Raw genomic sequence first — 23,189 nt, 5'->3', positions numbered from 1 at the left:
TGCGAAGGACGGCCTCAGGCGCGCACGACCTTGACGGCGCACTTCTTGAAGTCGGTCTCCTTGGAGATCGGGCAGGTCGCATCCAGCGTCAGCTTGTTGACCAGCCGGCCCTCGTCGAAGAAGGGCACGAAGATCAACCCGCGCGGCACCTTGTTGCGGCCCTTGGTCTCGACGTGCGCGGTGATCTCGCCGCGGCGCGAGGCCACCTTGATCTGCATGCCGCGCTGGATGCCGCGGTCCTTGGCGTCGTCGGGGTGCATGAAGACCACCGCCTCGGGCACGGCGCGGTGCAGCTCGGCAACGCGGCGCGTCATCGAGCCGGTGTGCCAGTGCTCGAGCACGCGGCCGGTGCACAGCCACAGGTCGTAGTCCTTGTCGGGCACCTCGGCCGCCGGCTGGTAGGGCAGCGCGAAGATGTTCGCCTTGCCGTCCTTGAAACCGTAGAAGCGCACGCCCTCGCCCTTCTTCACGTACGGGTCGTAGCCCTCGCGGAAGCGCCACAGCGTCTCCTTGCCGTCGACCACCGGCCAACGCAGGCCGCGAACCTCGTGGTACACGTCGAAGGGCGCCAGGTCGTGGCCATGGCCGCGGCCGAATTCGGCGTACTCCTCGAACAGGCCCTTGTGCAGGTAGAAGCCCAGCGCCTTGCTCTCGTCGTTGCTGTAGTCCTTGATGTACTTGGCGTTCACCTTCGTCAGGTCGGCCATCGGGTACTTGTTGACCTTGCCGTTCTTGTAGAGCACGTCGAACAGCGTCTTGCCCTTGAGCTCGGGCTTCTTGGCGATCAGCTCGGCCGGCCAGACTTCCTCGACCTTGAAGCGCTTGCTGAACTCGATGTACTGCCACAGATCGGACTTCGATTCGCCCGGTGCGCTGACCTGCTGGCGCCAGAACTGCGTGCGCCGCTCGGCGTTGCCGAAGGCCCCTTCCTTCTCGACCCACATCGCCGATGGCAGGATCAGGTCGGCGGCCATCGCGCTGACAGTCGGGTAGGCATCGCTGACGACGACGAAGGTCGCCGGGTTGCGCCAGCCGGGCAGGATCTCGCCGTTGATGTTCGGCCCGGCCTGCATGTTGTTGGTCGTGCTGGTCCAGTAGCACTTGAGCTTGCCGTCCTTGAGCGCGCGGCTCTGCGCCACGGCGTGCAGGCCGATCTTGTCGGGGATGGTGCCTTCGGGCAGGCCCCAGATCTCTTCGGTGTGCTTGCGGTGCTCGGGGTTGGTGACCACCATGTCGGCGGGCAGGCGGTGCGCGAAGGTGCCGACCTCGCGCGCGGTGCCGCAGGCACTGGGCTGGCCGGTCAGCGAGAACGGGCTGTTGCCCGGCTGGCTGATCTTGCCGGTCAACAGGTGGATGTTGTAGACCATGTTGTTGGCCCAGGTGCCGCGCGTGTGCTGGTTGAAGCCCATCGTCCACAGCGACATCACCTTGACCTTCGGGTCGGCGTAGATCTTCGCCAGGTCCTCGAGCTGCTTGACCGGCACGCCGGAGAGCTTGCTGACCTTCTCGGCGGTGTACTCCGAGACGAACTTGGCGTACTCCTCGAAGCTGCTCGGCGTCGAGTCGTTCGGGTTGCCCTTGGGCTTGCCGTCCGCGCCGGCGTAGCCGTTGCTCTTGGCGTCCTTCTCGAGCGCGTGCGCCGGACGCAGGCCGTAGCCGATGTCGTCGGCGCCCTTCTTGAAGTTGACGTTCTTCTTGACGAACTCGGTGTCGACCTTCTTGTTCGTGATGAGGTAGTGGGCGATGTAGTTGAGGATCGCCAGATCGGTCTGCGGGGCGAAGATCATGCCCATGTCGGCCAGGTCGAAGCTGCGGTGCTCGAAGGTCGACAGCACCACCACCTTGGTGTTCGGATTCGACAGGCGCCGGTCGGTGATGCGGCTCCACAGCACCGGGTGCATCTCGGCCATGTTGCTGCCCCACAGCACGAAGGCATCGGCCTGCTCGATGTCGTCGTAGCAGCCCATCGGCTCGTCGATCCCGAAGGTGCGCATGAAACCGGCCACCGCGCTGGCCATGCAATGGCGCGCGTTCGGGTCGAGGTTGTTGGAGCGGAAGCCCGCCTTCCACAGCTTGGCGGCGGCGTAACCCTCGAAGATGGTCCACTGGCCGGAACCGAACATGCCCACGCCGGCCGGCCCGTCGCTCTTCAGCGTTTCCTTCCACTTGGCGGCCATCAGGTCGAAGGCCTCGTCCCAGCTCACCGCCACGAACTCGCCGTTCTTGTCGTACTTGCCGTCCTTCTTGCGCAGCAGCGGCGTGGTCAGGCGGTCCTTGCCGTACATGATCTTGGACAGGAAGTAGCCCTTGATGCAGTTCAGGCCGCGATTGACCGGCGCATCGGGATCACCCTGCGTGGCGACGACCCGGCCTTCCTGCACGCCGACCATCACCGCGCAGCCGGTGCCGCAGAAGCGGCATGGCGCCTTGTCCCAGCGCACCGCGGTGTCGACGGCGGGTGCCGGCGCGGGCGCGCCGACGGCCACGATCGGGATGCCGGCCGCAGCGGCGCTGGCGGCCAGGGCCTGGGTCTTCAGGAATTCACGGCGATTGGCTTGCATCTTCGGTTCTCCATGTGGCGCGAGGTCGCGCCTGGTCGTCTTCTGGCTCGCTTCACATGCTGCGCGAGGGGCAGGTCGCTGTCGTTGAAGCAGTTCAAGAACCCGGCGTCGGTTCGGCGCCAGAGGATCCGGCCCAGTCCTTCAGGCTGCCGCGCCAGGCGCGGTAGTCCTCCACCGCTCCGCCGCCGGTGGGCGGCGCATCGGGGCCGGAGTATTCGTAGACCAGCGAGGTGTTGAGCACCTCGGGCCACAAGGCGATGGAGGCCAGCGTGGCCGCGGCGCCGTGCACCACGCCGTCGAGTTGCGCGTCCTCGATCACCAGCACGAGCCGGCCATCGCCGGGGTTCAATGCCAGGTCCGCGCCGGGCAGGGTCGCCAGGCGCGGCACCACGGCAGACAGATGTTCCGGCCGGACTCGCACGACTGCACCGAGAATGCTCATGCCTTGTCTCCTGTTCCATTTCGGTGCGCACTGTGGGCCTGCCGAGTCCCAGCCCGATTGACAAGCATCAACCCGGAGCCCCGTCATGGTCGATCCGCGCCGACGCTCATTTCTGCGCGGTGACGTGCGCGCAGTGATGAGCAGCGATGCCTCCACCTCGCCGCGGCCACCGTGGTCGCTGCGTCCCGACACCGACTTCACCGACCACTGCACACGCTGCGGCGATTGCGTGCGCGCCTGCCCGCGCGGCGTGCTGGGCAACGGCGATGGCGGCTTCCCGCTGATCAGCTTCGCGGCGAACGGCTGCAGCCTGTGCGGCGACTGCGCGAAGGCCTGCGCCAGCGGCGCGATCGATCCGGCGGCGAGCCCCGTCGCCTTCAGCTGGCGCGTGCGGATCGACGAGCGCTGCCTGAACCGGCGCGGCGTCGAATGCCGCGTCTGCGGCGATGCCTGCGACGCCCGCGCGCTGCGCTTCGCGCCGGCACGCGGAGGCATCGCCCAATTGCAGGTGGACACCTCCGCCTGCACCGGCTGCGGGGACTGCGTCGCCGTCTGCCCGGTCGGCGCGATCGATCTTCGTTGAGCCGGCTCAAGTCGGACCTGCGCCGACCGATACGACGGTGAGGCGCCCGTTCGGGTGCCGCAGCTCCGTCACGCGCCGTCATCCGGATCACCCATGAGCCTCTTCACGCATCCCGCCGTCGTCCTGTTCATGAAGCCCGGCATGAAGCTGATGCGGGAGCTGAAGTTCCCCGCCAAGATGACGCTGATGGCGGTGGTGCTGCTGCTGCCGCTGTCGTGGTTGACGGCGCAAGCGCTGTGGTCGGCGCACGGAGATCTGCAGGCCACACGCACCGAGGCCGAAGGCGTGCCGCTGATCGGGCTGACGCTCGACGTGGTGGTGCAGACCCAGAAGCACCGTGGCCTCGTCAACCGTTCTCTGGCCGGCGACACCGCCGCCGACGCGGCACTCGCCGACACCCGTGCGGCCCTGAAATCGGCGAGCCAGGCGCTGAACTCCCGCTTGCTGACGCAGCCCGGCAGCGGCCTGCTCGCACCCTGGCAGCCGATCCACCGCGTGCTTTCGCAGCTGGCCGACGGCGACGTGCCTCGCGATGCCGCGGCGAGCTTCCGGCTGCACTCCGAACAGGTGAGCGCCTTGCGCGAGCTGCTCGCCCGGAGCGCTGAATCGAGCGGCCTGCTGCTCGAACCCGAGTCGACGCCCTTCCACCTCATGCACCTGGCCGTCGAGCCATTGGTGCCCTGGTCGGAATCGCTCGGCCAGCTGCGCGGCCGTGGTGCGGCGCTGCTGCGCCGCGGCCAGATCGACCCGGTCGAAGCCGGCGAGCTGGTTGCGCAGATGCGGCTGCTCGAGCACACCAGCGCCACCGCGCAGCAGATGGTGCAGGCCCTGGGCCGCAGCGGAGAGGCGGCCCCGCCGGGTTTTGCGCAGGCGCTGGCGTTGTCGAAGTCGTTCGCCGATCGCACCCAGGCGCTGGTCGCCACGGGCAGCGGCGGCGGCCATACCGCCGACTATTTCGAGTCCGGCACGCAGGCCATCGAGGCCGTGGTCGGCGTGGGCCGCGCCAGCTCGAAGCGGCTGCAGACGCTGCTCGACGAACGCGCGCAGCGTTTGCAGCGCATCTGGCTGATGGCTCTGGCGGCCGGCATCGCCGCGGTGTTCGGCGTGGCCTACCTGACGCTGGTGTTCTTCCGCACCTCGTTCGGCGCGGTGCGCGTACTGCAGGGCTCGGTGGCCCAGCTGGCGGCCGGCGACTTCGCCACGCGCATCCGGCTGCGCGGCACCGACGAACTCTCGGTGGTCGGCCAGTCGCTCGATGCGATGACCGGCCGCATCTCCGAGATGGTGTCCGACATCCGCAGCAACTCGTCGATCGTGGCGCAGGCCGGCTCGCGACTGGCCGAGGACACCAAGGCCCTGTCCGAGCGCACTGAATCGCAGGCCTCCAGCCTGGAGCAGACCTCGGCCAGCGTGCAGGAGATCAGCGCTGCCGTGCGCAGGAGCGCACAGGGCAGCGAGGCCGCCGCACAGATGGCCGCACGCATGAGCCGTGTCGCCGAGCAGGGCGGGCAGTCGATCCAGTCGGCGGTGGCCTCGATGCAGGACATTCAGGCCAGCTCCAAGCGCGTCAACGACATCGTCGGCGTGATCGAGGGGATCGCGTTCCAGACCAACATCCTCGCGCTCAATGCCGCCGTCGAAGCAGCGCGTGCCGGCGAGCAGGGCCGTGGCTTCGCCGTGGTCGCCTCCGAGGTGCGCTCGCTGGCGCAACGCAGTTCGTCGTCGGCACGCGAGATCAAGTCGCTCATCGGCGCGTCGTCCGGCCACGTCGAGACCGGCGTGGTGCAGATCGCCGGCGCGAGCCGCACCTTCGAGGAGATCGTCGCCGGCATCCGCGAGATGGCCGACAGCGTGCGTGCGATCCACACCAGCACCACCGAGCAGAGCAGCGGCCTCGCGCAGATCGCGCAGGCGGTGCAGCACATCGACGAGCTGACCCAGCAGAACGCGCAGATGGTCGACTCGGCCTTGCACAGCTCCTCGCAGCTGAGCGAGCGAGCAGCCAAGCTGGCCCAGGCGGTGGCCTCGTTCCGGCTGCGCCAGGGCAGTGCCGACGAGGCGCTCGCGCTGGTGCACAAGGGCGTCCAACTCTATGCCGCGCAGGGGCAGGCTGCGCTGGCCACCATCACCGACCCGGCCAGCGGCCTGGCCGACCGCGACATGTACGTATTCGCCTTCGATCGCCAGGGCATCTACCGCGCCTTCGCCGGCAAGCCGGAGCGGGTGGGCACGGCGGTGCGCGACAACCCCGGCGTCGACGGCGACAAGCTGGTGCGCGATGCCTTCGAGCAGGCCGCACGCGGCGGCGGCTGGGTCGACTACGACTTCGCCAACCCGCAGACCGGCGCGGTCGATCTGAAGACTTCGTACGTCGAACCGGTGCGCGACGACCTCATCGTCGGCTGCGGCATCTACAAGTCGCGCGGCAGCGCTGCCGCGGGACAGGCCGCATTGCACCGCGGCCAGCGCGACGAGCAGAAGAAGCATCTCGTCGGCGTCACGAAGCGGGCCGCAGCGCCGGCCTGAAGCGGCCTGCAGCGCTACGCGCCTGAAGCGCCGCCGCCGTCGCGGCGGGTACGCCGTGCCGCCGCGTCGGCCAGGGCACGGGTCACGCCGTCGCGCACACGCTCGACGGTCAGCGGCTTGGGCCAGTAGTCGTGGGCGCCGAGGCTCATCGCCTTGACCACCTCCATCGAGAACGATTCGCCGGTCAGCAGCACGACGCGCAGTTGCTCCTGCGAGATGAGCTCGCTGAGTTCGCGCACCACCTCCAGGCCGCCGATGTCGGGCAGGCGCATGTCGAGCAGCACCAGGTCGGGCAACTCGGCCTGGGCCAGCCGCACCCCGTCACGCCCGTTGAAGGCCTTCAGCAGCCGCACACCGGCCAGCCCGGCGAGCATGGCCTCGACGAGCTGCATGTTGACCGGGTGGTCCTCGATGCACAGCACGGTCTGCGGTGCAGCGGCCCTTCGGGCGGAGTCCATCGTCGTCCTCCTCGTGCAGCGCAGCGGCGCCGCGGCGCCGGCCGATCAGCCGGCGAGCCGCGCGCGCATCGCGTCGATCACCACCTTGTAGTCTCGCTGGCCGAAGATCGCACTGCCGGCCACGAAGGTGTCGGCTCCGGCGTCGGCCACGGCGCGGATGTTGTCGATCTTGATGCCACCGTCGACCTCGAGGCGGATGTCGCGCCCGCTGGCGTCGATGATCTTGCGCGCGCGCTCGATCTTTTTCAATGCCGCCGGGATGAAACTCTGGCCGCCGAAGCCGGGGTTGACGCTCATGATGAGCACGAGGTCGACCTTGTCGATCACCCAGTCGAGCACATCCAGCGGCGTGGCCGGGTTGAACACCAGCCCGCCCTGGCAGCCCTCGGCCTTGATGAGCTGCAGCGTGCGGTCGACATGCGCACTCGCCTCGGGGTGGAAGCTGACCAGATCGGCGCCCGCCTTGGCGAAGGCGCTCGCCAGCGCATCGACCGGCTGCACCATCAGGTGCACGTCGATCGGCGCCTTGTGGCCGTCGGGCTTCACCGCATGCTTGCGCAGCGCCTCGCAGACCATCGGTCCGAAGGTCAGGTTGGGCACGTAGTGGTTGTCCATCACGTCGAAGTGGATCCAGTCGGCGCCAGCGGCGAGCACGTCGCGCACCTCCTCGCCGAGTCGGGCGAAATCGGCGGAGAGGATGCTGGGGGCGATGCGAAAGGTGCTCATGGCGGGGCTTCGGGCCTTCGGATCCGCGGGATTCTAGGTGGCCTCCTAGAATGGGCCGCATGGCCAAACCCGAGTTCACCAGCAGCGTCGTCGTGCGCCCCCTGCCCGAGCAGTCCGACCCCGGCAACGGCGAGCATGCGTTCGCCTACACCATCACCATCCGCAACACCGGCGACGTGACGGCCCAGCTCATCGCGCGCCACTGGGTGGTCACCGACGCCGACGGCCACGTCGACGAGGTGCGCGGCCTGGCCGTGGTGGGCCACCAGCCGATGCTCAAGCCGGGCGAGAGTTTCGAGTACACGAGCTGGACGCGCATCGCCACGCCGCACGGCACGATGCGCGGCGAGTTCTTCTGCATGACCGAGGACGCGCAACCTTTCGACGCGCCGGTGCCCGAATTCGGGCTGACCACGGCGTCGGCGCTGCATTGAGTTTGCCGATGGCCCGCGCGGGCTCGGGCTGGGACCTGACGGCGCTGCTCAACGCGGCCGACCCGAAGGCGCCGCTGGCCGAGCGCCACCTGTGGCTGGTGCGGCTGATGGAGTGGCTGCGCCGCGCGCCGCTGGAAGGCGAAGCCGAGCGCAGCACGCCCACGCCGGTGCTGCGACTGAAGCACCTGCTCAACGTGCTGCAGCGCAACCCGCCGCAGCGCGCCGCGGTGGGCGCCATGCTGGCGCGCATCTGGCGCGAGGTGGACACGGTGGCGCTGTTCGCCGACTTCGGCTTCGCGCCGCGCATGAACCTCTTCGGCGAGCTCGGCCAGCGGCTGCGCCTGCGGCTGCTGCCGATCACGCCGGAGACGCTGGACCTGGGCGAGCTGTTCGCCCTGCTCTTCCCGCGCGATCGCGACGCGCAGTGGCTCGATGCCATCGACGACGACACGCTGGCGCGGCTGGTCGAGGCGCTCGGGCCGATGCTCGCCCAGGGCGACGGCTGGCGCCGGCCGCTGGCCGACGGCATCGTCTACCTCGCCGCGGCAGTGCGGGCGTCGGGCCACTCGGGCGCCCTGCGCCAGCGCATGAGCCCGGAGCTGCTGGCCGACGACCCGTTCCGCCAGCTCGCCAGCGCCGCCGAGCGGCTGGGCGCCCGGGCGGCCGACGCCGACAACACGCTGCTGCTGCAGGAATCGCAGTACCTGCGCGCGCTGCTCGATGCCTGCCGGCGCTGCGCCGACAGCGTGCATGCGCACCTCGAGCAGTACGGCGTGTCGGTGAACGTGGTGTTCGAGGTCGACCAGCTGCGCGAGCGCTGCGACCGCATCGAGGCCGTGCTCAACACCCTGCTCGCGCCGCAGCCGGCGCGCGAGTTGCTGCACCTGATCGCCGGCCTGGCCCGGCAGGCGGAAGAGCGGCGCGGCATCCGCAGCCTGTTCGCGCGGCACTACTCGCTCCTCGCGCGCAAGGTGGCCGAGCGCAGCGCCGCCACCGGCGAGCACTACATCACCCGCGACCGCGCCGCGTACCGCGCGATGCTGCGCGCGGCGGCCGGCGGGGGTGCGGTGATCGTCGGCACCACCTTCGTCAAGTTCCTCGTCGGCGCGCTCGGCCTGGCTGCGTTCTGGGCCGGGCTGCTGGCCGGCGTCAACTACGCGGGCAGCTTCGTGATCATCCACCTGCTGCACTGGACGGTGGCGACCAAGCAGCCGGCGATGACCGCGCCGGCGATGGCCGACAAGCTCGGCGACCTGGCCGACGACGCCAAGGTGGAGGCCTTCGTCGACGAGGTCGCGCACCTGATCCGCTCGCAGGCGGCCGGCATCTTCGGCAACCTGATGGTCGCCGGGCCGGTGGTGCTGGGGGTGCAGCTCGCCTGGCAGGCGGCGTTCGGCGCGCCGCTGGTGGGCAAGCCGCAGGCCGAGTACGTGCTGCATTCGCTGACGCTGCTCGGCCCCACGGCGCTGTATGCGGCCTTCACCGGCGTGCTGCTGTTCGCCAGTTCGCTGATCGCCGGCTGGGCGGAGAACTGGTTCGTCTGGCACCGCCTGGACAGCGCGATCGCCTGGAACCCACGCTCCATCGCACTGCTCGGCGCCGCGCGCGCCCGGCGCTGGGGCGCCTGGTGGCGCGCCAACGTCTCGGGGCTGGCCGCCAACATTTCGCTCGGCCTGATGCTCGGCCTGGTGCCGGCGGTGGCCACGTTCTTCGCACTGCCGCTGGAGGTGCGCCACGTCACGCTCTCCACCGGCCAACTGGCCGCGGCGCTCGGCGCACTGGGCGCCGAAGTGCTGCATGACAGCGCGTTCTGGTGGTGCGCGGCCGGCATCGCGGTGACCGGTGTGCTCAACCTCACGGTGAGTTTCGTGCTCGCCTTCAAGGTGGCGCTGCGCTCGCGCGGCATCCGCCTGGCCGACCGCAGCCGCATCTATCGCGCCATCCGCGCGCGGCTGCGGCACGCGCCGGTGTCGTTCGTGCTGCCGCCGAAGGATTCAGCGTGAGTCGTCGTCGCGCCGCTCGCCGCCTTTGCGGCCGGAGAACATCGTCCACCACACGATGAGCAGCAGGATCACCAGCGCGCCCAGCGCCTCCAGCAGAATCAATGCCATGAAGATGTCCCGTAGCCGAGGGCTCGTTGCCGCGGCGATTCTAGGAGCGCTCGCCGGCTGCGGCCTGTTTGTCCCTGACGCCGCACCGCCGGACGAGACCGGCCGGGCGCCGCCGCCGCAGGCCGCGCCGGCGCCTGCACCGGCTGCGGGAGCGTCCCTCGTGCGCGCACGCTCGCGCTGGGTGCCGGCGAACTGGGCCGACCTGCCCGGCTGGCAAGGCGACGCGACACGCGAGCTGTGGCCCGCGCTGCTGCGCGGCTGCGACAAGCCGGCGCCGGGCTGGGAGGCGATCTGCGTGGCCGCGCGCGGCTTTGCACCGGCCAGCGATGCCGAGGCGCGCACCTGGCTGCAGCAGCGGCTGCGCCCCTACCGCGTCGAGTCGCCCGACGGTGCGACCGAGGGCCTGGCGACCGGCTATTTCGAGCCGCTGGTGGAGGCGCAGCGCCAGCCGCGCGCCGCCTTCCGCGTGCCGCTGCACGGCCTGCCCGACGACTTGGCCACGCGCAAGCCCTGGTGGACACGCCAGCAGATCGACACCCTGCCTGCCGCCCAGGCCGCGCTGCGCGGGCGCGAGCTCGCCTACGTGGCCGACCCGCTCGACGCGCTGCTGCTGCAGGTGCAAGGCTCGGGGCGGCTGATGCTGTCCGAGGCCAACGGCGCGCGGCGCCAGCTGCGCGTGGCCTACGCGGGCCACAACGACCAGCCCTACAAGTCGGTCGGCCGCTGGCTGATCGAACAGGGCGAGCTCAAGCCCGAACAGGCCTCGTGGCCGGCCATCAAGGCCTGGGCGCGCGCCAACCCGAAGCGCCTGAACGAAATGCTGTGGAGCAACCCGCGCTATGTGTTCTTCCGCGAAGAGCCGCTGCCCGACCCGACGGTCGGCCCCAAGGGCGCGCAGGCGGTGCCGCTGACACCGGGCCGATCGATCGCCGTCGACCCGCAGTCGGTGCCCTACGGCACGCCGGTGTGGCTGGACACCACCGAGCCGCTGTCGAGCACGCCGCTGCGCCGCCTGGTGATGGCGCAGGACACCGGCAGCGCCATCACCGGCGCGGTGCGTGCCGACTACTTCTGGGGCTGGGGCGAAGACGCCGAGGCACAGGCCGGGCGCATGAAGCAGCCGCTGCGTTTGTGGGTGCTGTGGCCGCGCTGAGCCTTCAGCTCAACCCGACACCACTTTGTTGCGCCCCTGCTGCTTGGCCTGGTAGAGCGCCCGGTCGGCACGGGCGATCGAATCGACCACCGATTCGCCGGCCAGGTGCTCCACGACGCCGGCCGACAGCGTGAACGACAGCGGCCCGCTGGCGTGCTCCACCCGCATCGCCGCCGCCCGCGTGCGGAGCCGCTCGACGCCCAGGCGTGCCAGGGTCAGGCGCGTGTCGGGCAGCATCAGCATGAACTCCTCGCCGCCCCAGCGCGACAGCACGTCGGCGCTGCGCAGCGTGGCCATCGCCTCGCGCGCGAAGTCGCGCAGCACCGCGTCGCCGGCCGGGTGGCCGTGCGTGTCGTTGATGCGCTTGAAGCGGTCGATGTCGATCACGGCCAGGCAGAAGCTGCCGCCCGAGCGCACGCAGCGCTCGCGCTCCAGGTCGATCAGGGCCTGCATGTGGCGGCGATTGGCCAGGCCGGTGAGTTCGTCGCGCAGCGCGAGCTCCTGGATGCGCGACAGGGCCTCCTGCAGTTCGGCCTTCTGGCGGCGCAACCTGTCGCGCAAGCGGCTGAGCTGGCCGGCCAGCATCGACACCGCCGGCAGCATGATGGCGATGACGAGGAAATGCGCGAACTCCACCTCGGGCCGGTAGATGGCCGGCGAGAGCCACGCCATCAAGGCCATCGCACTGCCGAACAACACCAGCGCCAGCAGGCTCATGTGCCGCACCTGCCGCGGCTTGAGCGAGTACAGGCCGAACATCAGCACCACCATCATGATCGGGAACACTGCGCCGCGGCCGCGGCCGGCGAGCGTGTAGGCCACGGCCCCGACAGCCAGCGCGAAGCTCATCTGCACGCCGGTCAGCGAGGGGTCGGCCAGGCGCAGGTTGGCCCCGCTGCGGATCACCGCGAAGCAGGCGCCCATGCCGCCCAGGCCGACCAGTGCCAGTGCGGCCACCGGCCCGGCCGAGGCCATGCCGACCCAGACGAAGTAGCCCATGCTGGCGATGCTGTAGAGCATCAGGCCGCAGGCGAGGCCGCAGCGCGCCGCACGCACGCGCTGCTGCGGCTCGGTGCCGAGCAGCCAGTCGGTCAGCGAGGCCCAGCGCGCGTTCATCGCGCCCCCGGCGTGCCGGCCTCGACGGCGCCGCGCAGGTGGCCCAGCGGCAGCGCGCCGCCGGACTTCACCTCACCCAGCGAGAAGCTGGTGTGCAGGTCCTTCACGTGCGGCAGGTTGAGCAGCACGTCGAGCGCGAAGCGCGAGAAGGCATCGAGGTCGGTGGCCATCACCTGCAGCTCGAAGGTGCCCGAGCCCGAGATGTAGTGGCAGGAGATCACCTCCGGGATGCGGCGGATCGCCTCCTCCAGCTCGCGCGTGGCGGCGGCGGTGTTGCGATCGGCGTCGATGCGCACGAAGGCGAGCACCCCCAGGCCGATCTTGCGGCGGTCGATCTCGGCGCGGTAGCCGGTGATGAAGCCCTGCTCCTCGAGCCAGCGCACGCGCCGCCAGGTCGGCGCGGCCGACAGCCCGATGCGCGCGGCCAGCTCGGCGTTTGACAGGCGTGCGTCTTGCTGCAGGGCGCGCAGGATGGCGATGTCGAAGCGGTCCAGGCTCGCGCCATGCGCATCCTGCACGTCCGTGGGTGGCTCTGGGGTTTTCCCTGAAGTGGCCATTTCGGGCGTGATTCTGATACGAATCGAGTATCTGGAGCAAGAAGCTTTCTCATAGAGACCATAACCCGGCAACGAAAGAAAGCACTTCCTGCCCCTGAATCTCTACACTCGTGCTCGCCCTATCACGGAGCGCCTGCCATGAATGCACCCCTGCCCGAGTCGATCCGCAAGGCGCTCGAGAGCGCATCGCTGGACGACAAGTACAGCCTCGACCACGGCCGCGCCTTCATGAGCGGCGTGCAGGCGCTGGTGCGGCTGCCCATGCTGCAGCGCCAGCGTGACCTGGCCGCGGGGCTGAACACCGGCGGCTTCATCAGCGGCTACCGCGGCAGTCCGCTGGGCACCTACGACCAGTCGCTGTGGGCGGCGAAGAAGCACCTCGAGGCCAACCACATCGTCTTCCAGCCCGGCGTGAACGAGGAACTCGGCGCTACCGCGGTGTGGGGCACACAGCAGCTCGACCTCTACCCGCAGAGCAAGAAGTACGACGGCGTGTTCGGCATCTGGTACGGCAAGGGCCCGGGCGTGGACCGCTGCTCTGACGTCTTCAAGCACGCCAACATGGCCGGCACCGCGAAGCACGGCGGCGTGATCGCCATCGCCGGCGATGACCACGTCGCGAAGAGCTCCACCGCCGCGCACCAGAGCGACCACATCTTCAAGGCGTGCGGGCTGCCGGTGTTCTTCCCGTCGTCGGTGCAGGACATCCTCGACATGGGCCTGCACGCCTTCGCGATGAGCCGCTACGCCGGCGTGTGGGCAGGCATGAAGACGATCCAGGAGGTGGTGGAGTCGTCCGCCTCGGTGTCGGTGGACCCGGACCGCGTGAAGATCGTCATGCCGGAAGACTTCACCATGCCGCCGGGCGGCCTGCACATCCGCTGGCCGGACGGGGCGCTCGACCAGGAGGCACGCCTGTTCGACCACAAGTGGTACGCGGCGCTGGCCTACGTGCGCGCCAACAGGCTCAACCGCAACGTGGTCGAGGGCCCGAACGATCGCTTCGGCATCATTGCCAGCGGCAAGGCCTACAACGACACGCGCCAGGCGCTGGCCGACCTGGGCCTGGACGACGACACCTGCGGGCGCCTGGGCATCCGGCTGCACAAGGTCAACGTGGTGTGGCCGCTGGACGCGACCATCACGCGCGACTTCGCGCAGGGCCTGCAGGAGATCCTCGTCGTCGAGGAGAAGCGCCAGGTCATCGAGTACCAGATCAAGGAAGAGCTCTACAACTGGCGCTCCGACGTGCGGCCCAACGTGCTGGGCAAGTTCGACGAGACCGAGGGCGACTTCTCCGGCGGCGAATGGTCGATGCCGAACCCGAGCGACAACTGGCTGCTGCGCGCCAAGGCCGACCTGACGCCGGCGATCATCGCCAAGGCGATCGCCAAGCGGCTGAAGAAGCTCGGCCTCGCACCCGAAGGCAGCGATGTCGCGGCGCGCATGGACGAGCGTCTGGCCGTGGTCGGGCAGCGCGAGCGCGCGCTGCTCGAGCTGAAGACCGACACCGGCGAACGCGCCCCGTGGTTCTGCAGCGGCTGCCCGCACAACACCAGCACCCGCGTTCCCGAAGGCTCGCGTGCGATGGCCGGCATCGGCTGCCACTTCATGTCGGTGTGGATGGACCGCAGCACCAGTACCTTCAGCCAGATGGGCGGCGAGGGCGTGGCCTGGGTCGGCCAGGCGCCTTTCACGAAGGACACGCACGTGTTCGCCAACCTTGGCGACGGCACTTACTTCCACAGCGGCCTGCTGGCGATCCGCCAGAGCATCGCCGCTGGCGTGAACATCACCTACAAGGTGCTCTACAACGACGCCGTGGCGATGACCGGCGGCCAGCAGGTCGGCGAGCGGCCCGAGGGCCACTCGGTGCTGCAGATCCAGAAGAGCCTGATCGCCGAGGGCGTGAAGAAGCTGGTCATCGTCACCGACGAGCCGCAGAAGTACGCCGGTGTGTCGCTGGAGGCCGGAGTCACGGTGCACCACCGCGACGAGCTCGACACGATCCAGCGCCAGTTCCGCGAGCTGCCCGGCTGCACCGCGATCATCTACGACCAGACCTGCGCCACCGAGAAGCGCCGCCGCCGCAAGCGCGGCAAGCTGGCCACGCCGGCCAAGACGGTGGTCGTCAACGAGCTGGTGTGCGAAGGCTGCGGCGACTGCTCGGTGCAGTCCAACTGCCTGTCGGTCGAGCCGGTGGAGACGGAGTTCGGCCGCAAGCGCCGCATCAACCAGAACACCTGCAACAAGGACTTCTCCTGCGTGAAGGGCTTCTGCCCGAGCTTCGTCACGGTCGAGGGCGGCAACTTGAAGAAGGCGAAGAAGGAAGCGCGCAGCGACCTGTCGTCACTGCCACCGCTGCCCGAGCCGAGCCTGCCGCTGGCCGAGACAGCTTGGGGCATCGTGGTCGGCGGCGTCGGCGGCACCGGCGTCATCACCATCGGCCAGCTGCTCGGCGTGGCCGCGCACCTGGAGGGACGTGGCGTGGTCACGCAGGACGCCGGCGGCCTCGCGCAGAAGGGCGGCGCCACCTGGAGCCACATCCAGATCGCCAACCGGCCCGAGGCCATCCACACCACCAAGGTCGACACCGCCAAGGCGGATCTCGTGATCGCCTGCGATGCCATCGTGGCGGCCAGCAAGTACACGATGAGCGTGATGCACGGCGGGCGCACCTTCGTGGCGCTCAACACGCACGGCACGCCGACCGCCGCCTTCGTGCGCAACCCCGACTGGCAGTTCCCCGGCGGCAACTGCGAGACGGCGGTGGCCGGCGCGGTGGGCATCGACATGGTGGGCGCCTTCGATGCCGAGCAGGCCGCGGTGCAACTGGTCGGCGACTCGATCTACACCAACCCGCTGCTGCTGGGCTACGCCTGGCAGAAGGGCCGCGTGCCGCTCTCCCACGCCGCACTGATGCGCGCCTTCGAGCTCAACGGCGTGCAGATCGACAACAACAAGGCTGCCTTCGAATGGGGCCGCCGCTGCGCGCACGACCTGGCCTCGGTGCAGGCGCTGTACAAGGCGGCCGCGGTGATCGAGTTCGTCAAGAAGCCGTCGCTCGACGAGATGGTCAGCAAGCGCGTCGAGTTCCTCACCGGCTACCAGGACGCCGCCTATGCTGCGCAGTACAAGGCCTTCGTCGAGAAGGTGCGCGCGGCCGAGGCGCCGCTGAAGGGCACCAAGCTCAGCGAGGCGGTGGCACGCTACCTGTTCAAGCTGATGGCCTACAAGGACGAGTACGAGGTGGCGCGGCTGCACACCGACCCGGCCTTCACGCAGAAGATCGCCGGCATGTTCGAGGGCGACTTCAAGCTGGTGCACCACCTCGCGCCGCCGCTGCTCGCGAAGCACAACGACCGCGGCGAACTCGTGAAGCAGCCTTACGGCCCCTGGGTGCGCAGCGCCTTCGGTGTGCTGGCGAAGCTCAAGGGGCTGCGCGGCACGGCCTTCGATGTGTTCGGCCGCACCGAGGAGCGCAAGACCGAGCGCGCGCTGATCGTCGAGTACCGCGCCTGTGTCGAGGAATTGCTGGGCACGCTGAACGCCGGCAACCTGGCGCTGGCGGCCGAGATCGCGCGCATCCCCGAAGAGATCCGCGGCTTCGGCCACGTGAAGGAGCGCCACCTGAAGGCAGCGCGGCCGAAGTGGGCCGCGCTGATGGCACAGTGGCGAGGCGGCGCGGCGCGGCAGGCCGCCTGATCGCCAGCGCTAGAAGAGGTCGCTCCAGAGCACGACCTTGCTCGCGTCGAACACGCCGTTGCCATCGGCGTCCAGGTCGATCTGCACCTGCGTGGTCGACAGCACGGTGGCCTGCAGCGAGCCGGTCTTGCCCACCGCCTCGAATTGACCGGAGCGCGGGTTGGCGTCGACGTCGTACTGCAGCATCGGCTGCAGCGTGCGCACGGTCACGTAGCCCGCGGCATTGGCCGACGCCACCTGCCCGGAGGCCGTGGTCGAGGTGAGGCCCGCCACCGTGCCGCCGGGCGGCAGGATCGTGCTGTCGTACACCGAGTCGGTCGTGTAGCCGGCGCGCAAGGTGATCGTGTCGCTGAAGCGCGGCGTGGTGACCGCCATCGCCAGAGCCTGACCCACCGCAAGATGCAGTGTCTCGCTCGTCACACTGACGAATCGCAGTTGCAGGCTGAAGTCGCCCTGCGCGGTCACGCTGCGCGTGCTGGAGACCGACGACATGTCGCTCGTCGTGACGTTGGCTGCGATGGTCAGCGTCGCCGGGTTGATCTGCGTGTAGGTCGCGATGAAGGTTCCGTTCGTGACCTCGCCGGCGACCTCGACACAGTCGTTGTAGGTCATCGTCAGTACGTCGCCGACCGTGGCGGCACCGCTGTTGTCGCGGTCGTCGAGCGTGCTGCTGGTGCTGCCCGACACGAAGCAGGCCTCGACCTCCGGGCCGATCAGCGCGGCGATGCGCTTGCGAAGGCCGCTCGCCAGCGGCGCTGCGCGCCCCGGGCTGGCCGCCACGCCCAGCGCACCGCCGATCACGTCGCCCTGGATGGCGATCACACCGGCACGCACGAGCAGGTCCTGGTTGGCTGCACTCACGTCGATGCTGCCCGGCGGCCCGCCGCCGTCATCTCCGCCACCACCGCCGCACGCGGCCAGCAACACACCCAGCACGCCCGGCACCAGCCATTGCCGCAGAAGGCGCCTGCAAGAAGCCGCATTCATCGCCCACTCCTGTTTTCATTTTGAGACAAACACACTGTAGGCAGTGCGCGCCCGGCGCCGTTGAGTGAACGCAACGGGCATCGCCGGGTCGGAACCGGGTTGGTTCACCAGTTTTCTTGAACGCTCACGTCAAGCCGCATGAAGCGCCGAGCCGCCACCGCCACCTACAGTGCGGGCCTTGCGCCCCTTCGGAACCCCATGAGCACTGCATCCCGCGAGCGTTACACCGGCCCGGCCATCGCATTGCACTGGCTGCTGGGGCTGGCCATCGTCGGCTCGTTCAGCGTGGGCGTGTACATGACCGAGCTGCCGATCTCGCCGCAGCGCCTGAAGCTGTACAACTGGCACAAATGGGCCGGCATCTGCATCCTGACGCTGTCGGCCCTGCGCCTGCTGTGGCGATTGACGCACCGGCCCCCGGCCGACGTGCCGATGCCGGCCTGGCAGCAGCGCGCCTCGCACGCGGTGCACGGCCTGCTCTACCTGCTCTTCTTCGCCGTGCCATTGGCCGGCTGGGCCTACAGCTCGGCGGCGGGCTTCCCCGTCGTCGTCTTCGGCGTGTTGCCGCTGCCCGACTTCGTCTCGCCCGACAAGGCGCTGGCCGAGGCCATCAAGCCGCTGCACAAGATCCTGGCCTTCACGCTGGCCGCGCTGGTGCTTGCCCACGTGGGCGCAGCGCTGAAGCACCACTTCGTCGACCGCGACGGCCTGCTGGACCGCATGCGTCCGGGCCGCGCCTGAAAGAACACCGACCCATGAAGACCTACCTCGTCGTCAGCGCCCTGTCGGTGGCCGCCTTGTTCGCCGCGCCCGCCTGCGCGCAGCAACTCGTGCCGGCCGGCAGCGAGATTGCCTTCACCAGCAAGCAGATGGGCGTGCCGGTGGACGGCAAGTTCCGCAAGTTCGAGGCCCAGGTCAGCTTCGATCCGAAGAAGCCCGAGGCCGCGAAGATCGCCTTCACCATCGACCTGGCCAGCGTCTCGCTGGGTGCGGCCGAGACCGAGGCGGAAGTCGTCAAGCCCGACTGGTTCGACACCAAGAAGTTTCCTCAGGCCAGCTTCCAGAGCGCCGCGGTGAAGCCTGCCGGCGCGGGCAAGTTCGAGGTCACCGGCAAGCTCACGATCAAGGGCGCGAGTCAGAACGTCGTGGTGCCGGTGGCGCTGTCGCAGGCCAGCGGCATCACCACGGCCACCGGCGGCTTCGTGCTCAAACGGCTCGATTACAAGATCGGCGACGGCGACTGGAAGGACACCTCCATGGTCGCCAACGACGTTCAGGTCAAGTTCAAGCTCGCGCTGACGGGTGTCGGCGCGCTCTGAGTTCCACCCCCACACACCCGAATCCACTTTCCGACAGGGACACGACGATGAAGAAGACACTGATTGCCTCCGCACTGATCGCCGCCGCCGGCTTCGCCCAGGCGCAAAGCGCCACCTACGGCGTGGACCCGACGCACACCTTCGTGACCTTCGAGGCGCAGCACTTCGGCACCTCGACGCTGCGCGGCCGCTTCGACCGCAAGGAAGGCACCGTGCAGTTCGACCGCGCCGGCAAGACCGGCAAGGCCGAGATCACCATCGACATCACCTCGGTGAGCACCGGCGTGGGACCGCTCGACGGCCACCTGAAGAGCAAGGACTTCTTCGACGCCGCCACCAACCCGAGCGCCAAGTTCGTCGGCGACAAGTTCAGCTTCAACGGCGACAAGGTCAGCGAAGTGGCGGGCACGCTCACGATGATGGGCAAGACCCTCCCGGTCACCCTGAAGGCGAGCAACTTCAACTGCTACCAGAACCCGATGCTCAAGCGCGAGGTGTGCGGCGGCGACTTCGAGACCACCATCGCGCGCAGCCAGTGGGGCATCGTCTACGGCCTGCCGGGCATCCCCGACAACATCCGCCTGCTGATCCAGATCGAAGCCGTCAAGCAGTAAGGGAAATCTCAGCCGCCACCCAGGTGGCGCTGCAGAAGAAGGGCCAGTTCGGCCTCGCCGAAGGGCTTGGCGAGGTGGTCGTCCATGCCGGCCTCCAGGCTGCGCTGGCGGTCACCTTCCAGCGCGTTGGCGGTCAGCGCGACGATGCGCAGCGGCTCGCGGCGCTCGGCGCGCTCTTCGGCGCGAATGCGTCGGGTCGCCTCGAAGCCGTCCATGCCGGGCATCTGGCAGTCCATCAACACCAGGTCGTAGCGGCGTTCGCGCACGCGCCGCAGCGCCTGCTCGCCGTCCTCGACGCACTCCACGTGCAGGCCGACGCGCTCGAGCATGGCCTGCGCCACCAGCGCGTTGACCGGGTTGTCCTCCACCAGCAGCACCTCGCCTTGCAGCGTGCTCGAGAGCTCGGGGTCGGGCGCCGATTCGGCGGCCTCGGCCAGCGGCAGCGGCAGACGCAGCTCGAAGCAGGCCCCTGCGGCAGCTGCGGCGTCGGCGCAGCTCACGTCGCCGCCCATCGCGCGTGCCAGCTCCCGCGAGATCGCCAGCCCCAGCCCGGTGCCGCCGTGGCGCCGCCCGAACGAGGCATCGCCCTGGTGGAAGGGCTGGAAGATGCGCTCGCGCTCGGACATCGGCACGCCCTCGCCGCTGTCGATCACCGTGAACACCGCGCGGCCGCCGACATCGCAGCGCACGCGCAACTCGATCCGCCCGGCGTCAGTGAACTTGACGGCGTTGCCGGTGAGGTTGAGCAGCACCTGGCGCAGGCGCACCGCGTCGCCGGTCACCCAGAAGGGCCGCGGCAGCGCCAGATCGAGACGGAAGACCAGGCCCTTCTCAGCCGCCGAGACACGCGTGAGCTCGGCCACTGCGGCAACGAGTTCGGCCAGGTCGAAAGGTCGCGGCGCGAGCTGCAGGTAGCCACTCTCGATCTTCGAGTAGTCGAGCACGTCGTTGATCAAGCCGAGCAGGTGCCGCCCGGTGTGCTCGAGCATGCCGAGGTAGCGGTCGGCCTCGGGCGAGCCGGCACGTGCCAGCGAGGCCAGCCCGAGCATGCCGTGCAGCGGCGTGCGCATCTCGTGGCTCATGGTGGCGAGGAACTGGCCCTTCACCGCGCTGTGCCGCTTCGCCAGGTCGAGCGCCTGCGCGCGCTGGTCGGCGACGATGGCCATCTCGAACCGCAGCCGCAGCATGGTGCGCGTGGTCGCCGCAGCACGCCGCCCTTCGCTGACGATGAGACCGAGGAAGACCGTCATCGCCAGTGCCGTGTAGAACGACAGCCTCGTCCCCACCGACAGCTGATAGAGGATCGGCGGCAACAGCACCGGTACGCAGAACCCCAGGCAGGCGAACGGCCGCACCGACAGCACGATCAGGCCGATCGCCGCCACGCCGATCACGGTGGCGTTCAAGAGCGCCGCGGCTTCGGGATCGCCCGGTGGCAGCAGCAGCGTGGCGATCAGTCCGTAGACCGTGCCGTCGACGACCAGCGCCCACTCGTAACGCCGCCCCCAGCGCGCCTCGTGGGCCGGGCCGTCGCGCCGGTAGCGCCAGGCGATGCCCAGGCGAACGAAGGCCACCAGGTACTTGAGCGCCAGCCAGCCCAGCAGCGTCGTCTGCGGCACGACGTTCCACAGCAGCCAGCACAGCAGCAGCCCGACAGGAAAGGCGATCCAGTTGGACGTGCGCGTGCGGTCGAACAGCAGGGCGATCTCGGCGCGATCGATGCGCGAGTCGAGCCCGGCGGCGTCGATCGCGTCGAGGTCGGTGGCCCCGGGGGGGCGGGATTCGCTGAGCGGACGCATCGGCGGGCAGGATGCTGGTCGCGAATTCTCACACTGCACTGTGGGAGCCGGCAGACAATCCGGCGATGAAACGTCGAGCAGTTCTCGCGATCGGGCTGGCCGTGGCCGCCGGCCTTGCGGCGGCTCAGCCGGCGAACTACCGATTCGACCCGTCGCACAGCTTCGTGCACTTCGAGGTGATGCACTTCGGCACCGCGACGCTGCGCGGGCGTTTCGGGCCGCTGGACGGCCTGGCCGCGCTCGACATGCGCGCCGGCACGGGCCAGGTGTCGCTGAGCGTGCCGACCCAGGCCGTGAGCACCGGGCTGGCCGTGCTCGACAGCCGGTTGCGGCAGGACGACCTGCTCGCCAGCACGGCGCATCCGCAGGCCTACTTCGTCGCCGAGCGATTCGTCTTCGAGGGCCAGGCGCTGCGCGAGGTGCGCGGCGAGTTCACGCTGCGCGGCATCAGCCGGCCGCTGACGCTGCGCGCGCAGCGCTTTGCCTGCGGCACGCACCCGGTCGTCCAGCGGCCCTGGTGCGGCGGCGACTTCGAGGCCGAACTGCTGCGCAGCGACTACGGGCTGACGTTCGGCCTGCCGCTGGTGGCCGACCGCGTGCGGCTGCTCGTGCAGGTCGAGGCCATCCAGGACCCCTGATCAGCGCGTGGCCGCCCAGGCGGCGACGAAAGCGCGCGCCATTCGGTCGATCTCCGCCAGCGCCATGCCCGGCTTGAAGAGCTGGCTGCCGATGCCGAAGCCGGTGGCGCCGGCCCGCACCCAGGGCGCCAGGCTTTCCGGCGTGATGCCGCCCACCGGCCACAGCCCCGTGCCGGCCGGCAGCACCGAGGCCATCGCCTTCAAGCCCGCCGGTCCGATGACCTCGGCCGGAAACAGCTTGAGCACGCTGGCTCCGGCCTCGAGCGCCGCGAAGGCCTCGGTCGGCGTGGCCACACCGGGCGCGGCGAACATGCCGCGCTGGCGCGCCTGCGCGATCACCGCCGGGTTGCAGTTCGGCGAGACCATCATGCGGCCGCCGGCGGCGTGCACCGCGTCGACGTCGGCCGGCGTGAGCATGGTGCCGCCGCCCACCAGCGCGTCGGCGGGCGCGACGCGCACGATGGCGGCGATGCCATCGATCGCGCCGGGCCGGTTCAGCGGCACCTCGACGATGCGGAAGCCGGCATCGAACAGCACCCGAGCGACCTCGGCGGCGCGCTCGGCTTCGAGGCCGCGCAGGATGGCCACCAGGGGCGGCTGGGAGTCGGTCGTCGTCATGGCGGGGTCGGCTGGCATCGGTCGAGGAAAATACTGTATTACAAATCGAGCCGGCCCGGCCTAGACTGAGCGCCATGTCGAAGGTCACCCACATCGGCGCCACCTACCGCGGCCCCAGCCTGCACGGCCAGGTGGTCCACGAGCTCGGCGCTCGCATCGCCGGCGGAAACTACGCCCCCGGCACGGTGCTTCCCAGCGAGGAAGATCTGTGTGTGCAGCTGCACGTCAGCCGCACCGCGCTGCGCGAGGCGATCAAGGTGCTTGCGGCGAAGGGGCTTCTTGAATCGCGGCCTCGCATCGGCACGCGGGTACGACCGATCACCGAATGGAACCAGCTCGACCCCGATGTGCTGGCGTGGCGCTGCCGCACCCTGCCCGATGCGCGATTCATCGAGCAGCTCGCCGAGATGCGGGAGATCATCGAGCCGGCCGCCGCGCAGCTGGCTGCCAGGCACCGCAGCGACGAGCAGATGGCGGAGATCCAGGACGCGCTGGCGCGCATGGGTGCGGCGCGCAGCATCGAACGGTGGGTCGAGGCCGACGTCGACTTCCACCGCGCCGTCCTCAGCGCCACCGGCAACGCGCTGCTGATGCCGCTGGCCGCGCTGATCGGCTCCACGCTGGAGTCGTTGCTGGTGTTGACCGCCAGTCATGCGCAGGACTTCCGCATCGCGTTGCCCGACCACGCCCGCGTGAGCGAGGCGATCCGCACCCGCGACACGCTGGCCGCGGGGCAGGCGATGGCGCTGCTGCTGGCCGATTCGCGGCGGCGCCTGCTGCCGCCGCCGGCCACCGAACCGCCGGCGCGCGCCTCCCGCCGACATCGGGGCTAACCCTGCGGC

The 23,189-nt window shown here is 69.7% G+C and carries 20 protein-coding genes; 11 read left to right on the top strand and 9 right to left on the bottom strand.

Going from position 1 to position 23,189, the window contains the following annotated elements; translation table 11 throughout:
- Positions 1 to 14 precede the first annotated feature (14 nt).
- Together napA and HZ992_RS00575 are read right to left on the bottom strand one after the other, a co-directional pair.
- Positions 15 to 2,561 carry a nitrate reductase catalytic subunit NapA gene (gene napA, locus HZ992_RS00580; protein WP_209384752.1) on the bottom strand — a complete coding sequence of 849 codons (2,547 nt, stop codon included), beginning with the start codon at positions 2,559 to 2,561 and terminating at the stop codon, positions 15 to 17.
- Positions 2,562 to 2,655: 94 nt separating this feature from the next.
- Positions 2,656 to 3,003, bottom strand: coding sequence for a chaperone NapD (locus HZ992_RS00575; RefSeq protein ID WP_209384751.1), 348 nt, complete (start codon positions 3,001 to 3,003; stop codon positions 2,656 to 2,658).
- 85 nt (positions 3,004 to 3,088) lie between these two features.
- Between HZ992_RS00575 and napF the strand changes: the two genes are divergently transcribed.
- Positions 3,089 to 3,586 carry a ferredoxin-type protein NapF gene (napF, locus tag HZ992_RS00570; protein ID WP_209384750.1) on the top strand — a complete coding sequence of 166 codons (498 nt, stop codon included), beginning with the start codon at positions 3,089 to 3,091 and terminating at the stop codon, positions 3,584 to 3,586.
- 93 nt (positions 3,587 to 3,679) lie between these two features.
- A complete protein-coding gene (locus HZ992_RS00565) occupies positions 3,680 to 6,112 on the top strand; it encodes a methyl-accepting chemotaxis protein (RefSeq protein ID WP_209384749.1) in 2,433 nt (810 codons plus the stop codon).
- A gap of 14 nt (positions 6,113 to 6,126) precedes the next feature.
- On the opposite strand, the gene HZ992_RS00560 is transcribed toward HZ992_RS00565, so the two are convergent.
- Positions 6,127 to 6,570: a response regulator gene (locus tag HZ992_RS00560; protein ID WP_209384748.1), complete on the bottom strand. Its 444-nt coding sequence runs from the start codon at positions 6,568 to 6,570 to the stop codon at positions 6,127 to 6,129.
- Positions 6,571 to 6,615: 45 nt separating this feature from the next.
- Positions 6,616 to 7,296, bottom strand: a complete 681-nt coding sequence (gene rpe / locus HZ992_RS00555) for a ribulose-phosphate 3-epimerase (RefSeq protein ID WP_209384747.1) — start codon at positions 7,294 to 7,296, stop codon at positions 6,616 to 6,618.
- Positions 7,297 to 7,355: 59 nt separating this feature from the next.
- Between rpe and apaG the strand changes: the two genes are divergently transcribed.
- The 3 genes from apaG (at position 7,356) to HZ992_RS00540 (ending at position 10,994) form a co-directional block, all read left to right on the top strand.
- On the top strand, positions 7,356 to 7,730 hold the full coding sequence (gene apaG / locus HZ992_RS00550) for a Co2+/Mg2+ efflux protein ApaG (protein WP_209384746.1): 375 nt from the start codon (positions 7,356 to 7,358) through the stop codon (positions 7,728 to 7,730).
- Between the two features lie 8 nt (positions 7,731 to 7,738).
- Positions 7,739 to 9,733, top strand: coding sequence for a site-specific recombinase (locus HZ992_RS00545; protein ID WP_209384745.1), 1,995 nt, complete (start codon positions 7,739 to 7,741; stop codon positions 9,731 to 9,733).
- 106 nt (positions 9,734 to 9,839) lie between these two features.
- On the top strand, positions 9,840 to 10,994 hold the full coding sequence (locus HZ992_RS00540; protein WP_209384744.1) for a murein transglycosylase A: 1,155 nt from the start codon (positions 9,840 to 9,842) through the stop codon (positions 10,992 to 10,994).
- A gap of 9 nt (positions 10,995 to 11,003) precedes the next feature.
- Here the strand turns inward: HZ992_RS00540 and HZ992_RS00535 are convergent, their stop codons facing one another.
- Both HZ992_RS00535 and HZ992_RS00530 read right to left on the bottom strand, forming a co-directional pair.
- Entirely contained in the window at positions 11,004 to 12,110 is a 1,107-nt protein-coding gene (locus HZ992_RS00535; protein WP_209384743.1) for a diguanylate cyclase, read from the bottom strand.
- Positions 12,107 to 12,667, bottom strand: a complete 561-nt coding sequence (locus HZ992_RS00530) for an Lrp/AsnC family transcriptional regulator (RefSeq protein WP_209384742.1) — start codon at positions 12,665 to 12,667, stop codon at positions 12,107 to 12,109. The genes HZ992_RS00535 and HZ992_RS00530 overlap by 4 nt, the downstream gene beginning before the upstream one ends.
- 138 nt (positions 12,668 to 12,805) lie before the next feature.
- Here HZ992_RS00530 and HZ992_RS00525 point away from each other — a divergent pair, with 138 nt between their 5' ends.
- A complete protein-coding gene (locus tag HZ992_RS00525; protein WP_209384741.1) occupies positions 12,806 to 16,372 on the top strand; it encodes an indolepyruvate ferredoxin oxidoreductase family protein in 3,567 nt (1,188 codons plus the stop codon).
- Between the two features lie 9 nt (positions 16,373 to 16,381).
- Here HZ992_RS00525 and HZ992_RS00520 read toward each other — a convergent pair whose 3' ends face one another.
- Positions 16,382 to 17,359: a hypothetical protein gene (locus HZ992_RS00520; RefSeq protein WP_209384740.1), complete on the bottom strand. Its 978-nt coding sequence runs from the start codon at positions 17,357 to 17,359 to the stop codon at positions 16,382 to 16,384.
- A gap of 198 nt (positions 17,360 to 17,557) precedes the next feature.
- Between HZ992_RS00520 and HZ992_RS00515 the strand changes: the two genes are divergently transcribed.
- From HZ992_RS00515 to HZ992_RS00505, 3 genes are read left to right on the top strand one after another with little or no spacing between them, the layout of a single operon-like run.
- Positions 17,558 to 18,100 (top strand): cytochrome b, encoded by a 543-nt coding sequence (locus HZ992_RS00515; RefSeq protein WP_209384739.1) that lies wholly within the window; start codon positions 17,558 to 17,560, stop codon positions 18,098 to 18,100.
- 14 nt (positions 18,101 to 18,114) lie between these two features.
- The gene (locus HZ992_RS00510; RefSeq protein WP_209384738.1) at positions 18,115 to 18,678 is read left to right on the top strand and encodes a YceI family protein; all 564 of its coding nucleotides are present in this window, start codon (positions 18,115 to 18,117) and stop codon (positions 18,676 to 18,678) included.
- Between the two features lie 47 nt (positions 18,679 to 18,725).
- On the top strand, positions 18,726 to 19,292 hold the full coding sequence (locus tag HZ992_RS00505; protein ID WP_209384737.1) for a YceI family protein: 567 nt from the start codon (positions 18,726 to 18,728) through the stop codon (positions 19,290 to 19,292).
- A gap of 8 nt (positions 19,293 to 19,300) precedes the next feature.
- Here HZ992_RS00505 and HZ992_RS00500 read toward each other — a convergent pair whose 3' ends face one another.
- A complete protein-coding gene (locus HZ992_RS00500; RefSeq protein ID WP_209384736.1) occupies positions 19,301 to 21,091 on the bottom strand; it encodes a response regulator in 1,791 nt (596 codons plus the stop codon).
- Between the two features lie 65 nt (positions 21,092 to 21,156).
- Here HZ992_RS00500 and HZ992_RS00495 point away from each other — a divergent pair, with 65 nt between their 5' ends.
- A complete protein-coding gene (locus tag HZ992_RS00495; protein WP_209384735.1) occupies positions 21,157 to 21,729 on the top strand; it encodes a YceI family protein in 573 nt (190 codons plus the stop codon).
- Here the strand turns inward: HZ992_RS00495 and HZ992_RS00490 are convergent, their stop codons facing one another.
- The gene (locus HZ992_RS00490; RefSeq protein WP_209384734.1) at positions 21,730 to 22,347 is read right to left on the bottom strand and encodes a 2-dehydro-3-deoxy-6-phosphogalactonate aldolase; all 618 of its coding nucleotides are present in this window, start codon (positions 22,345 to 22,347) and stop codon (positions 21,730 to 21,732) included.
- 74 nt (positions 22,348 to 22,421) lie between these two features.
- Here HZ992_RS00490 and HZ992_RS00485 point away from each other — a divergent pair, with 74 nt between their 5' ends.
- On the top strand, positions 22,422 to 23,180 hold the full coding sequence (locus tag HZ992_RS00485; protein WP_209384733.1) for a FadR/GntR family transcriptional regulator: 759 nt from the start codon (positions 22,422 to 22,424) through the stop codon (positions 23,178 to 23,180).
- Positions 23,181 to 23,189 lie beyond the last annotated feature (9 nt).

It is taken from the genome of Rhizobacter sp. AJA081-3, assembly GCF_017795745.1.
GTDB lineage: Bacteria > Pseudomonadota > Gammaproteobacteria > Burkholderiales > Burkholderiaceae_C > Piscinibacter.
This window is presented reverse-complemented; position numbering and strand designations above follow the sequence as displayed.